The sequence below is a fragment of the Microbacterium terrisoli genome, from assembly GCF_030866805.1.
In the GTDB taxonomy this organism is placed as follows: Bacteria; Actinomycetota; Actinomycetes; order Actinomycetales; family Microbacteriaceae; genus Microbacterium; species Microbacterium terrisoli.
The window spans coordinates 2,900,466-2,913,770 of sequence record NZ_CP133019.1 but is presented as its reverse complement, the minus strand read 5'-3'; the positions used below and the strand labels follow the sequence as shown (position 1 = coordinate 2,913,770).

The window sequence follows — 13,305 nt, the reverse complement described above, 5'->3', positions numbered from 1 at the left end:
CAGAGCCAGATCGAGGTGAGGACGGCCCGCGATGGCAGGCGATGACGCCCCCGTGCTCGAGGCGCGCGGAATCCGCGTGCACTACGCGGGGCAGGTCGCCCTCGATGAGGTCGGCGTGCGGCTCTTCCCCGGCGAGGTGCACTCGATCATGGGAGAGAACGGCGCCGGCAAGTCGACGCTGATCAAGGCCCTGACCGGAGTGGTCGAGCCCGACAGCGGTGAGATCCTGCTGCACGGCCGCCCGGTCAGCTTCGCCGGCCCCGGCGATGCCGCACGCCACGGGGTGACCGCGGTCTACCAGGAGATAGAGCTGCTGCCCAACCTCACGGTGGCCGAGAACATCATGCTGGGCGCCGAGCCGCGACGACTCGGCGGCATCGACTGGAAGAAGACGCGCGTGCAGGCGGCGGACGCGCTGGCGCGGCTCGGGCTGCGGCTGGATGTCGCATCCCCGCTGCGGCGGCACCCGCCGGCCGTGCAGCAGCTCGTCGCCATCGCGCGGGCCGTGCGTGCCGAGCCGATCGTGCTCGTGCTCGACGAACCCACCTCCAGCCTCGACCAGGACGAGGTGGCCGAGCTGTTCCGGGTCGTGCGCACGCTGCGCAAGGCAGGCGTCGCCATCGTGTTCATCTCGCACTTCCTCGAGCAGGTCTACGAGATCGCCGATCGGATCACGGTGCTGCGCAACGGACGACTCGTGGGCGAATACCTCACCACCGATCTGCTGCGCATCGAACTGGTCGAGAAGATGCTCGGACGCACCTTCTCGTCACTGGACCAGATCGCCGAGCGGGCGAAAGAGGTCGGGCCCGCCGCCGACGCCGTGCCGGTGCTGGATGCGCGCGGCGTGGGACGGGCGCGGGGGATCGCGCCGTTCGATCTGCGCATCGGCGAAGGCGAGGTCATCGGGTTCGCGGGGCTGCTCGGCTCGGGCCGCACCGAAGCCGCCCGCATCCTGTCGGGCATCGACCGCGCCGACACCGGCAGCATCGACGTCGCGGGGCGCCGCACCGCTTTGACGACGCCGCGGCGTGCGATCCGCCGCGGCATCGTGTATTCGTCCGAGGACCGCAAGTCCGAGGGCATCATCGGCGACCTGACGGTGCGCGAGAACATCCTGCTCAGCGTGCAGGCCGACAACGGCTGGTTCCGGCGGCTGTCCCGCGTGCGGCAGAGCGAACTGGCCGAGAGCTACATCGACGCCTTGCGGATCGTGCCCCCCGACCCGGAAGCGAAGGCCGGCACTCTCTCCGGCGGAAACCAGCAGAAGGTGCTGCTGGCGCGCTGGCTCGCGCTCGCGCCGCGTCTGCTCATCCTCGACGAACCCACCCGTGGCATCGACGTCGGGGCGAAGGTCGATGTGCAGCGGCTCGTGGTCTCCTTCGCCGAGAACGGGATGTCGGTGGTGTTCATCTCCGGCGAGCTGGACGAGGTCCTGCGACTGTCCGACCGGATCGTGGTGCTGCGCGACCGGGAAATCGTCGCAGTACTGGAGAATGCTGATATGAGTGATGAGCAGCTGCTGGCACTCATCGCTCAGGGACCCCAGGCCGATGACTGACACGCGTGCGCCGCGCAACGCGAACATCTTCGACGTCGCACGGCTGGCCGGGGTATCGCACCAGACGGTCTCGCGCGTCATCAACAACCATCCGAGCGTGAAGCCGGCCACCCGCGCGCGCGTGCAAGAGGCGATCCGGCAGCTGCGCTACCGCCCGTCGCAGGCGGCGCGCTCGCTGGTCACCAAACGTTCGCGCACGATCGGGCTGATCATGCCGGCCACCGCCGACTTCGGACCCACGACCCTGGCCATCGGCGTCAACGCCGCCGCGCGCGACGCCCGCTATGCGGTGGTCGGGGTCAATCTTCCCGACGTGCAGGCGGCCTCGGTGCGCACGGCGATCGAGGCGATGCTGCGGCAGAACGTCGAGGCGATCGTCGTGATCGCCGACGACATCGCCGTGGCCGAGTTCGCGCGCGGCACCGATGCGGCCACACCCGTGGTCGTGGTCGCCGCCGGCGGCCGGCCGCATTCGCTCACGCTGTCGATCGACCAGTATGCCGGCGCACGGCTGGCGACCCGCCATCTGCTCGGACTGGGGTTCGAGACCGTCGTGCACATCGCGGGTCCGGCGCGCAATCCTGACGCCGCTGAGCGGGTGCGCGGCTGGATGGCCGAACTGCGTCAGGCGGATGCTCCGCCCGGCCTGCGGCTGGACGGCGACTGGTCGCCGGGCAGCGGCCATGCGGCGGGCATGCGCCTGGCGGTGGTGCCCGGGGCCACCGCGGTGTTCGCGGCGAACGACCAGACGGCGCTCGGCCTGATCGCGGCGCTGTCGAGCCGCGGGTTCCGCGTGCCCGACGACGTCAGCGTGGTGGGCTTCGACGACATCCCCGAGGCGGCGTTCATGGCGCCTCCGCTGACGACGCTGCGTCAGGACTTCACCCGACTGGGCCAGCAGACGATGGAGCGCGTGCTGACGACACTGGAGAGTCCGACGCCGCTGCCGCCCGCCGACCCGATCGCGACCAAGCTCATCATCCGCCAGTCGACCCGGCCGCGCACGGACTGATCGGCCGGGCGGGAGCGCAGGCGGCCAATCAGGTGTCGTGCTCAATGGGGCCGTGGCCGACGCGCTCGTCGTCGCCCCCGCCGGGCGGATAGACCCGCAGCTCGGGTCTGATCGACAGCGCGATGGCGCTGGCGATCAGCCCGCCCCACACCAGCAGCAGCGACAGGACGAGGAAGGTGATCGCCACGGGGGTCATCGCACCGCCTCCTTTGTTCGGGATGCCGCGACCGGCGGATACGTCGGCCAGGGCGTGAACTCATCGGGCGAGCGCTTCCACCGCAGCAGCGGCATGACGATCGCGACGACGACCAGGAACAGTACCGAACCCCAGCCGACGATGACGAGGTACGGCGTGGGCACGCCGCCGTACCCCTCGGTGATGAGGGCGATGATGCGCTGGATGAGCATGTAGGCCAGGACCACCGGGCCGACCAAGCCCACCAGGGCGATCCAGACGCCGCCGACCTTCAAGGTAGAGATCGCGCTGAGGTGGTAGCGCAGCTCGCCGCCGCGGCGCAGCACCCAGACGACCAGGACCGTCATCAGGATCGCCGACGAGACGACGCCGATGTTGTTGACGAACTGGTCGACGACATCCAGCGCCGTCAGTCCCGTCGTCGTGGCGAACAGCAGCACCGACAGCACGGTGGACACGACGCCGACGGTGACGGCCGCGCGGGCCCGCGACATCCCGAACTTCTCCTGCATGGCCGCGCACACCACCTGCAGCACGGAGATGAGCGAGGTGAATCCGGCCACGGCGAGGGAGCCGAAGAACAAACAGCCGAACAGCGGCCCACCGGGCATCTGCGACACGATCGCCGGGAATGTCATGAACGACAGCCCCACGCCGGTGAGATTCTGCAGCTGGTCGATGCTCACTCCCTGCTGCGCTGCGAAGAACCCCAGCGTCGCGAACACTCCGATGCCCGCCAGGATCTCGAACGACGAGTTCGCGAAGGCCACCACGAGCCCCGGCGTGGTCAGGTTCGCGCGGCGCTTGCGGTACGACGCGTAGGTGATCATGATGCCGAAGGCGATCGACAGCGAGAAGAAGATCTGGCTGTAGGCGGCGATCCACACGTCCGGATTGCCCAGGGCGTCCCACTTCGGGGTGAACAGGGCGTTGAGGCCGTCGGCCGCGCCGGGCAGGAACAGGGCGCGCACGACGAGGATCGTGAATCCGACCGCCAGAAGCGGCAGGAACACGTAGTTCACCGTCTGCAGGCCCTTGGCCACGCCCAGCACCAGCACCACGATGGCGGCGATCCAGATGAGCACGAGCGGGATCAGCACGGCGGGCACGAACTGCAGGCTGAAGCCGGGATCGCCGGACTGCAGGTAGTCGTTGACGAGGAACCCCGTCGGGTCATCTCCCCACCGCAGGTCGAACGAGAACACGAAATAGCTGACGGCCCAGGCGATGACGACCGTGTAGTACAGACCGATGACGAACGGAATGGCCACCTGGAACCATCCCAGCGATTCGGTCCAGCGGCCGAACCGTCGACCCACACGGCGGAACACGGTGGGCGCGGACCCGCGGAAGCGGTGCCCGAGCGCGTAGTCGAGGAACAGGATCGGGATGCCGGCGGTCACCAACGCCACCAGGTACGGGATGAGGAACGCGCCGCCGCCGTTCTCGTAGGCGACGCCGGGGAACCTCCAGATGTTGCCCAGGCCCACCGCGGACCCGATGGCAGAGAGGATGAACCCGAGCTGCCCGGCCCACTCCTCGCGGGGTGCATCGGTCGATGCGGGGGTCGTCGTGGTCCGCGACATGGCATCACTCCTCGTCGTCACCGTCGGTGCCGGTGCAGTGTCGGTACGATATCAGCCGCGTCGGCGGTGGAGAGTGCATCCGGATGAGTAGGCTGACACCGCAGGGGGTGCGATGCGTGCAACGCTCAAGGATGTCGCGGCGCAGGCGAACGTGTCGCCGAAGACCGTCTCGAACGTGATCAACGGCAGCGCCGTGGTGAGTCCGGACACACGGGCCCGAGTCGAAGCGGCACTCGTCGAACTCGACTATGTGCCCAATCTCAGCGCGCGCGGCCTGCGCAACGGCCGTTCCGGGGTCATCGCACTCGCCCTGCCGGACCTTGCGACGGCATACTCCGCCGAGACCGCGCACGCCTTCGTCGAGGCTGCGCACGAGCACGGCTGGGCCGTGCAGATCGAAGAGACCGGAGGTCGGCCGCATCGTGAGGCCACACTCCTCTCGCGCGCCCGTGCACGGATGGTCGACGGGGTCGTGCTCAATCCGACGGTCGCCGACGAGTTCGAACTGCCCGAGGACCCGCAACTGCGACCCGCGGCCGTGCTCCTGGGCGAGGTGCCACAGAACCAACTCGATCAGGTCACCGTGGACTCCGATGCCGCCGCGTACGACATGACCATGCTGCTCGTGCGGACGGGACACCGGCGCATCGCCGTGGTCGGTGCGGCCCTGGTGACGAACACCTTCACCTCGATCCTGCGCACCCGGGGGTATCGCCGGGCGCTGGTCGATGCCGGGATCGAACACGACGGCGAACTGGAGATCGCCTGCGACGACTGGACGGCGCGCGGAGGCGCTCTCGCCGTGGCGGCCTTCCTCGACCGCCAGCCGCCGGTGGATGCGTTCTTCTGCTTCACCGACACGCTTGCCATCGGCGTGCTCAGCGAGCTGTGGCGTCGCGGCATCCGTGTTCCCGACGATGTGTCGGTCGCCGGTTTCGACGATGTCGCCCACGGGGAGTTCGCGGCGCCGCCGCTGACCACCGTCTCGTTCGACAAGCGCGTGTTCGCCGCCGAGGCGCTCACGCTGCTGGGGGAGCGGATCGCCGATCGCGCGGCCCCGGCGCGATCGGTGACGGTCCCGTACCAGATCGTGCAACGCGACAGCACGCGGCCGCGCTGACGGATCAGGCGGCCGCGTGCTGTCGTGTGTGCTGTGTCGGCCCTTCGGTGTCAGCCTTTGAGGCCGCTGCCGGTGACGCCCTCGACGATCTGCCGCTGGAAGATCAGGTACAGGATCACCAAGGGCAGCGCTGCCAGGATCGCCCCGGCCTGGATGTCGGCGTATCGCTGGCCGAAGCTGCCCTGGACGGTCGCCAGGCCCACCGGAATCGTCATCAGATCGGGGTTCGACAGCACGAACAGCGGCAGCAGCAGGTTGTTCCACACGCCCACGAACGTCAGGATCGTCACCGCCGCGATCACCGGCCGTGACAGCGGCATGATGACCGACCAGTAGATGCGCCACTGGCTCGCCCCGTCGATGCGCGCGGCCTCTTCGAGTTCGCGGGGGATGCCGTCGAAGAACTGCTTGAAGATGAACACCGCGATCACGGCCGGAACCTGCGGGAAGATCACCGACCAGTACGTGTTCAGCAGGTTCATCCAGTTCAGCAGCTGGAAGATCGGCACGATCAGCACCTGGGTGGGGATCATGATGCCCAGGATGATCAGCAGCAGGACGAGGTTCGAGCCGCGGAAGCGCAGTCGCGACAGGGCGAAGGCCGCCATCGAGGCGAACAGCACCGTCAGCACCGCGGTGATCACCGAGGTGATGGCGCTGGCCGTGTACCAGTTCCAGATGTCGCTCTGCCCGAGCAGCGTCGAGTACGAGTAGAGAGTCAGGTTCCAGTTCTTCAGGATCGCGGTCGCGCCGGTGGCGGCCACACCGTTGTCGGTCAGCGAGGTCTTCAGCGCGAACAGGCTCGGGATGAGCCAGATGACCGCGAAGACGATCAGCACGATGAGCGCGACGATGTTGAAGGTTCGCGAATCGACCGGGCGGTGGGGGCGCCGGGGAGGCGCGGCCGAGGAGATGGGGGACGACGTGCGGCGACGTTCGGTGACCGTGGTCATCTCAGAACTCCTTCCGGGCTGCGGCGCGATCGGCTATCTGCCGGACGACCGCGATCACGATGATGACGATGAACAGGAGAACGCTGGCGGCGCTGGCGGCCCCGACGCGGTTGTCGGTGAACGCGGTGCCGGTGATCAGCTGCAGCGAGACCTGCGTCGAGATGCCCGGACCGCCGCCGGTCATCAGGTACACCTGGTCGAAGATCTTCAGGCTGGCGATGATCTGCAGCAGCAGCACGAGCGTCGTGGTGCGGCTGAGCATCGGAACCGTGATGCTCCAGATCTGCTGCCAGGGGGTGGCGCCGTCCACGGCGGCCGCCTCATACAGGTCGCGCGGTATCTCCTGCAGGCCCGCCAGGTAGAGCACGTAGTTGAACCCGAGGGTCCACCACAGCGTGGCGATGGCGATGCCGATCATCGCGGTGTTGGGGCTGGAGAGCACGCCCGAGCCGGGCGTCATCCCGAGCGCCTCCTGCGCGAGCGCCCACAGCCCAGTGGACGGGGTGAAGATGAAGACCCAGATCAGCGAGATCGTGGCCGACGGCAGGATGAACGGCAGGAAGAACGCGAGCCGGTAGAACCACTGCGCGTGCCGCATGCGGTTGGTGAGCACGGCGAACACGAACGCGATGATCACCAGCGGGGGCGTCGTATAGATCGTGAACTGCAGGGTGTGCCACAGCGAACTCCAGAAGTCCGAGCGCGTGAGCATCTCGGCGTAGTTCGCGAACCCCGCGAACGAGCCGAGCCCTGTGCGCACCGTCGACGTGTTGAAGAAGCTCATGACGAACATGTAGATCGTCGGCCCGAGCAGGAACGCCAGGTAGAAGACCCCGAACGGGGCGATGAACAGCCACGCCGAGCGCGTGTCGCGTCTCGCGCGGGGATGCGCCGCGTAGCGACTGCGCCCTCGGGGCGGAACGATGAGAGTTGTGGTGGTCACGTCGTTGTCCCTCCAGAATCGATGTCAGAGCGGGCTCGGGGTGTTCAGGTACACCCGCAGCTGGGTTTTGATGGCGGCCATGGCCTGCTTCGGGGTGCTGGCCAACTGCTGGATCAGGCCGAGCTGCGCGCCGACGATGCCCTCGAACGTCGACCCGGAGCCTCCGTACCAGGCGGCGTCGTCATAGACGGCGTGCTCGGCTGCCGACGCGTACTGCGACTGCGGCTGCAGCGCCTTGTACTCAGCGCTGTCGGCGACCGGAAGATACGCGGGGACGTGACCGCCCTTGGCCCAGATCATCGACTGATCGAGCATGGCCTTGATGAACTTCATCGCCTGCAGACGCTGCTCGTCGGACCGGTTCTTGCGCGGCAGGATGAACGTATGCGAGTCGGCCTGCGACGCCGGGGTGTCGTACAGCGTCGGCAGCGGCACCATGCCGAACTCGAAGCCCTTCACCGATTGCGCCGTGGTGATCTCCCACTCGCCTTCCAGGTACAGGCCCGCCTTGCCGGTGAACAGGTACGACTCGGCCGTCGCATAGTCGAGCGCCTTGTTGACCCAGCCCTGCTTGACCCACTTCTGCAGTCGGTCGTTGACTTCGAGGAAGATGTCCTCGTCGACCGTCAGCCGGGCGCCGTTGTCGGACAGGAACGGCGTCGCATCCTTGTGCTGGTTGTAGAAGGTCCAGAACACGCGCCACGGCGTCGCCGTCTCGCCTCCGACGTTGGCGATGGTCATCGCCGCCCCGCCGGTCACCTTGCTGATGGCGGCCAATGCCGCCTCGAAGGTGTCCATGTCATCGAGCGGCACGAGGTGACCTGCGCTGTCGAGCAGGCCCGCCTTCTTGCACACGTCGGAGTTGAAGAACATGACGAGCGGGTGTGTGTCCAGCGGGACCGCGATGTTCTTGCCGTCGGTGGCCTGTGCCTGCCACGGTCGCTGGTTGAAGTCCGCTGAGCTCAGTCCCACGGAGGCGAGATCGGCCTCGGTGATCTGCTCGAGCAGTCCGCCGTCCCACAGCGGCTTGGCGCGCGTGAGGTGCGCGACGGCGACGTCGGGCGGCCGGTTGCCCACCGTCGCCAGCGTCACCTTCGTGTAATAGGGGTTGCCCCACGCGAACGTCGTCGCCTGCAGCGAGTTCGCCCCGTAGATCTTGCGGTAGCCGGCTTCCATCGCCTCCATGCGGGTGCCGTCGCCACCGCCGAAGAGGTTCCAGTAGACGAGCGTCTCGGGCGAGAGTTGGGCGCCGAACAGCCCTGCACTGACCGGCGACGAACAGCCGGCGAGCAGGGGGATGGCCGCGGCTCCCATCGCTGCGGTCAGGAAGCCGCGGCGGGAGAGCGTTCCGGTTCTTTGGTCCATGGCGATCGAAGACCTCCTCGTCGACGATGAGCGGGGTGCATTTCAACGTGGTAAAGCTAGCACCGCGTGCCGCCGGATGTAAACGTTGACATCAGATCCGGTGTTTGCGCCCGCCGGTTGTGCGCGGTCAATTCAACGATGTAATAATGTCTGCCATGACTCGCGCAACAGTCACCCTCGATCGTGACTTCACCGTCGGCCCCGTGCCGCGCCGCCTGTTCGGCTCGTTCGTCGAGCACATGGGCCGGTGCGTCTACACGGGCATCTACGAGCCCGGACACCCCACTGCCGACGAGAACGGCTACCGGCAGGACGTGCTCGACCTCACCGCCGAGATGGGGGTGAGCGTCGTGCGGTATCCCGGCGGCAACTTCGTCTCGGGCTACAACTGGGAAGACGGGGTCGGACCGGCCGATTCCCGCCCCCGCCGACTGGACGGCGCGTGGCACACCGTGGAGACGAACGCCTTCGGGCTGCACGAGTTCGCGGGGTGGGCGCGCAAGGCCGATGTCGAGCTCATGGAGGCCGTGAACCTCGGCACCCGTGGGGTGGATGCCGCGCGCCGCCTGGTCGAGTACGCGAACCACCCAGGCGGCACCGAGCTCAGCGATCTGCGCCGGCGCAATGGCGCCGAAGAGCCGTTCGGCATCACGCTGTGGTGCCTGGGCAACGAGATGGACGGTCCCTGGCAGATCGGCCACAAGACCGCCGACGAATACGGTCGCCTGGCGCTGGAGGCCGGCAAAGCCATGCGCCTGGTCGACCCCTCGATCGAGCTCGTCGTGTGCGGCAGCTCGGGCAGCGGCATGCCCACCTTCGGCGCATGGGAACGCACGGTGCTCGAGCACACCTACGACATCGCCGACTACATCTCGCTGCACGCCTATTACGAGGAGAAGGACGGAGATGCCGCGAGCTTCCTCGCCTCGGCGGTCGACATGGACCACTTCATCGAATCGGTCGTCGCGACCGCCGATGCCGTGCGTGCCGAGCGCAAGGCCACCAAGCGCATCAACCTGTCCTTCGACGAGTGGAACGTCTGGTACCAGACGGCCCGCACCGGCGACGACATGCCCGCCACCATCGAGGCGCGCGGCACCTGGCAGGAGCACCTGCGCATCATCGAAGACGAATACAACGTCACCGACGCGGTCGTGGTGGGCACTCTGCTCAACTCGCTGCTGCGCCACGGCGACCGCGTCGCGATCGCCAACCAGGCGCAGCTGGTGAACGTGATCGCTCCGATCCGCAGCGAAGCAGGTGGCCCGGCCTGGCGGCAGTCGATCTTCTGGCCGTTCGCGCGGATGTCCGCTTTCGCGCGCGGTGAGATCCTCTCGGTGCGCACGAGCTCCGACCGGTACGACACGGCCCGCTTCGGCGAGGTGGATGTCGTGGACACCAGCGCGACATGGGATGCCGAGACCGGTCGTATCGCCGTGTTCGCCGCCAATCGCGGGCTGGACGAGGCCGCCGAGGTCACGGTGGGCCTGCACGGATTCACTCCGACCGGCATCGCGCGCGCCGAGGTGCTGACCATCCCCGAGGGCGGGGACCGGTTCGCGAGCAACACCGAAGACGCTCCCGAACGCATCGGACTGGTGGCACTGGAGGGCGCGGCGATCGATGGCGACGCGCTGACCTTCACCCTGCCGCCGCTGTCGTGGGGATGGGTGCTCGTCGAGGCATCGGCGCACTAAGCATCGCCGCCGAGATGGAAAGATGAGGGCGTGCACGAGCAGACGAACTGGGCCGGAAACCACCACTACGACGCGGCGCGCTTCGCCGAACCGGGGGGCATCGACGAGCTCGCCGCGCTGATCACCGGTTCGTCTGCGGTGCGCGTCATCGGCAGTCGGCACTCGTTCAACGACATCGCCGACACCGATGACCTCCTCATCAGCACGGCAGGTCTGGCCACCTCGATCGAGATCGACACCGAGGCACGGTCGGTGACCGTCGGCGGGGGAGTGCGCTACGGCGACCTCGCCGTCGTGCTTCAGCAGGCCGGCTGGGCGCTGCACAACCTCGCCTCACTCCCGCACATCTCCGTCGCCGGGGCGGTCGCCACCGCCACGCACGGGTCGGGCGATCGCAACGGGAACCTCGCCACGGCGGTGCGCGGCATCCGACTTCTCACCGGCGCCGGTGAGAGCGTCGAGCTGCACCGCGGAGACCCCGGGTTCGAGGGCGCTGTGGTGGCGATCGGCGCGCTGGGCGTCGTCGTGGAGGTGACCCTCGACATCGAGCCCGCATTCGCGGTGCGCCAGCGCCTGTTCGGCGGACTGGGGTGGGATGTCGTGGCCGACCGGTTCGACGAGATCTTCGCCTCTGCCTACAGCGTGTCGCTGTTCACGCTCTGGGACGAGCCGACGGTCTCGCTGGCATGGATCAAGGAACGCGTGGATGCTCCCTCGCGGGTGGGCGAGGACTTCTTCGGTGCCGTGGCCGAAGTCGCACCGCGGCACATGATCGCGGGCATGGACGTGCGAAACGTCACCGAGCAGCTGGGCGTGGCGGGCCCCTGGAGCGAGCGGCTCGCGCACTTCCGCTCTGAGTTCACACCCTCGGCCGGGGCCGAGATCCAGTCCGAGTATCTCGTGCCGCGCGTACATGCCGTCGAGGCGATCGCCGCCGTGCGCGCACTCGGCCCGCGGCTGCGCGACCTGCTGCAGATCACCGAGCTGCGTTCGGTCGCCGCCGACGATCTGTGGCTGTCGACGGCGTACGGCACCGACGTGGTCGGACTGCACTTCACCTGGGTGCGCGACACCGAGGCCGTCGCCGCAGCGCTGCCCGCGATCGAAGACGTCCTGTATCCGCTGGGGGCCCGGCCGCACTGGGGCAAGGTCTTCGCGGGACTGGACGCGGCGGCGATGTATCCGCGGCTGGCCGACTTCCGCGCCCTCGCCGACCGGTACGACCCGGAAGGGCGCTTCCGCAACGCGTTCGTGCGACGCGCGATCGGCTAGCGCACCCGCACCAGATCGCCGTCCCATTCGTACTGCGTCGCAAGGCCCGCTGCGTCGGTGATCGCACGCACGTAGTCCAGCACCGCCTGGCCGCCGGCATCCGCGCCCTTGGGCACGGGACGGGCATCGTCGTCGATCCAGCACGGCACGAACCCCGCGCGGACCTGGTCTGCGTCGATCTCGAGCTGGGCGATCATCGTGTTGCGGCTGTGCGGATGGAACGGGTACGACGGCATGGCGGGATCGGGGGTGAATCCGAACAGCGCCAGCCGCCGCGCAGCCCAGGCCTCGGCCTCGGCAGTGGTCGCGTGCACCGGGGTGAGCGCATCGGTCACGGTCACGAAATTGCCCAGCCCGTGGAAGATCGGCCGTCCGCGGTAGACCTCGACGCCGCGCAGGATGTGCGCGTGGTGCGCGATGACGGCTGCCGCCCCGGCATCCACCGCGGCATGGGCGACCTCTCGTTCGTAGTCGGCCAGCAGTGCCGGGGTGTGCACGAGTCGCTTGTGCAAGGCGACGATGACGATGTCGTGGGACTGTGCCGCCGCGCTCACGTCGGCGTGGAAGCGCTGGAGCGAACCCGGCTCGCAGAAGGTGTGGATGTCGGTCATGAACGGCCCCGCCGATGCCGTCGACGGGTGGGGCGCGCTGCCTCGCCCCGCGCTGGTGGCCACCGACTACACGGGTGATGTCACCCGAAAGCTCTTCGAAGCCTGGCGCGACGTCGTCGGAGTGTCGCTGTTCGCCTTCGAGAGCACGGTGCAGACGGCCCCGGTGGCGCAGTGGTGGCGCACGATCGCCGACGACTGGGAGCGCGTGGTGGGATCGGGTCGCATCGACCTCATGGTCGACGAGCTGCACGCGCTGGCAGACGTGCTGGCCGATCTCACCGGCGGTCGATACGACGAGGGCGCGATGCGGGAGATCCTCGACCTCGGCAACGAGCAGGCGGAGTGGAACCGTCGCACCCGCGATCTCATCGCCTCAGCGTCGCGGCTCCCCGTGCGCGTGAACGACACGATCCCGGCGGTGATGCTGCCGCAGTGGCACCGCGGGACGACCTGGGCGCGCGATGCCGCACGAGAGCTGCACGACGAGATCGCCGAGCGGGTCGACGCGGGCTACGCCGTCGTCCCCGACGAACGGGCGCGCCTGATGTGGATCGGACGGGGCCTCTGGTTCGACATGGGCTTCTACCGGCACTTCGAAGAGCATTTCGGCGCCGTGTTCGTGTGGTCGATGTACTTGTCGATCGCCGCCGACGGCTACGCGCGGCGGGGTGGAGACCCGCTGCGTGCGCTCGCCTCGCGTTTCATCGGATTCCACGAGCGCCTGTACGTCGCGCCCGAGGCCCCGGAGTGGTACGTCGCCCAGGCGCGGCAGCACCGCGTCGACGGCGTCGTCCATCTCGTCTCCGACGACCCGCGCGGCGGACGGGCCATCACCGCAGCGCTCGAGCGGGCCGGCATCCCCGTCTATGTGCTGCGCGCCGACAATGCCGACGAGTCCTCATACGACGCCGACACCGTCCGTGCCGACGTGGCGCGGTGGCTCACCGGAACCGTGGGCACGGGCCGCTGAGCCCGCCACGCGGGTGGCG

Annotated in this window: 12 protein-coding genes; 6 read left to right on the top strand and 6 right to left on the bottom strand. The window is 68.4% G+C overall.

Annotated elements, in window-relative coordinates; all coding sequences use genetic code 11:
- The first annotated feature begins 31 nt into the window (after nucleotides 1-31).
- The gene (locus QU603_RS13200) at nucleotides 32-1,561 is read left to right on the top strand and encodes a sugar ABC transporter ATP-binding protein (protein WP_308491838.1); all 1,530 of its coding nucleotides are present in this window, start codon (nucleotides 32-34) and stop codon (nucleotides 1,559-1,561) included.
- The gene (locus tag QU603_RS13195) at nucleotides 1,554-2,573 is read left to right on the top strand and encodes a LacI family DNA-binding transcriptional regulator (RefSeq protein ID WP_308491837.1); all 1,020 of its coding nucleotides are present in this window, start codon (nucleotides 1,554-1,556) and stop codon (nucleotides 2,571-2,573) included. The genes QU603_RS13200 and QU603_RS13195 overlap by 8 nt, the downstream gene beginning before the upstream one ends.
- A 28-nt stretch (nucleotides 2,574-2,601) precedes the next feature.
- Here QU603_RS13195 and QU603_RS13190 read toward each other — a convergent pair whose 3' ends face one another.
- Both QU603_RS13190 and QU603_RS13185 read right to left on the bottom strand, forming a co-directional pair.
- Complete coding sequence (locus QU603_RS13190) at nucleotides 2,602-2,769, bottom strand: MetS family NSS transporter small subunit (protein ID WP_308491836.1); 168 nt, start codon at nucleotides 2,767-2,769, stop codon at nucleotides 2,602-2,604.
- Complete coding sequence (locus QU603_RS13185; protein WP_308491835.1) at nucleotides 2,766-4,355, bottom strand: sodium-dependent transporter; 1,590 nt, start codon at nucleotides 4,353-4,355, stop codon at nucleotides 2,766-2,768. The genes QU603_RS13190 and QU603_RS13185 overlap by 4 nt, the downstream gene beginning before the upstream one ends.
- A 112-nt stretch (nucleotides 4,356-4,467) precedes the next feature.
- On the opposite strand from QU603_RS13185, the gene QU603_RS13180 reads away from it, so the two are divergent.
- Entirely contained in the window at nucleotides 4,468-5,475 is a 1,008-nt protein-coding gene (locus QU603_RS13180; protein WP_308491834.1) for a LacI family DNA-binding transcriptional regulator, read from the top strand.
- Between the two features lie 50 nt (nucleotides 5,476-5,525).
- Here the strand turns inward: QU603_RS13180 and QU603_RS13175 are convergent, their stop codons facing one another.
- Genes QU603_RS13175 through QU603_RS13165 form a run of 3 tightly spaced genes read right to left on the bottom strand, consistent with a single transcriptional unit; the run spans nucleotide 5,526 to nucleotide 8,736 of the window.
- Nucleotides 5,526-6,428: a carbohydrate ABC transporter permease gene (locus QU603_RS13175; RefSeq protein ID WP_308491833.1), complete on the bottom strand. Its 903-nt coding sequence runs from the start codon at nucleotides 6,426-6,428 to the stop codon at nucleotides 5,526-5,528.
- A 1-nt stretch (nucleotide 6,429) separates the two neighbouring features.
- Complete coding sequence (locus QU603_RS13170; protein ID WP_308491832.1) at nucleotides 6,430-7,371, bottom strand: carbohydrate ABC transporter permease; 942 nt, start codon at nucleotides 7,369-7,371, stop codon at nucleotides 6,430-6,432.
- Nucleotides 7,372-7,395: 24 nt separating this feature from the next.
- Nucleotides 7,396-8,736: an extracellular solute-binding protein gene (locus QU603_RS13165; RefSeq protein ID WP_308491831.1), complete on the bottom strand. Its 1,341-nt coding sequence runs from the start codon at nucleotides 8,734-8,736 to the stop codon at nucleotides 7,396-7,398.
- A gap of 155 nt (nucleotides 8,737-8,891) precedes the next feature.
- Here QU603_RS13165 and arfA point away from each other — a divergent pair, with 155 nt between their 5' ends.
- A complete protein-coding gene (gene arfA, locus QU603_RS13160; protein WP_308491830.1) occupies nucleotides 8,892-10,433 on the top strand; it encodes an arabinosylfuranosidase ArfA in 1,542 nt (513 codons plus the stop codon).
- A gap of 30 nt (nucleotides 10,434-10,463) precedes the next feature.
- A complete protein-coding gene (locus QU603_RS13155; protein ID WP_308491829.1) occupies nucleotides 10,464-11,705 on the top strand; it encodes an FAD-binding protein in 1,242 nt (413 codons plus the stop codon).
- Here the strand turns inward: QU603_RS13155 and QU603_RS13150 are convergent.
- The gene (locus QU603_RS13150; protein ID WP_308491828.1) at nucleotides 11,702-12,316 is read right to left on the bottom strand and encodes a CapA family protein; all 615 of its coding nucleotides are present in this window, start codon (nucleotides 12,314-12,316) and stop codon (nucleotides 11,702-11,704) included. The genes QU603_RS13155 and QU603_RS13150 overlap by 4 nt on opposite strands.
- Between QU603_RS13150 and QU603_RS13145 the strand changes: the two genes are divergently transcribed.
- Entirely contained in the window at nucleotides 12,315-13,286 is a 972-nt protein-coding gene (locus tag QU603_RS13145) for a 2-hydroxyacyl-CoA dehydratase (RefSeq protein ID WP_308491827.1), read from the top strand. The two genes, QU603_RS13150 and QU603_RS13145, sit on opposite strands and share 2 nt — an antisense overlap.
- The last annotated feature ends 19 nt before the right edge of the window (nucleotides 13,287-13,305 follow it).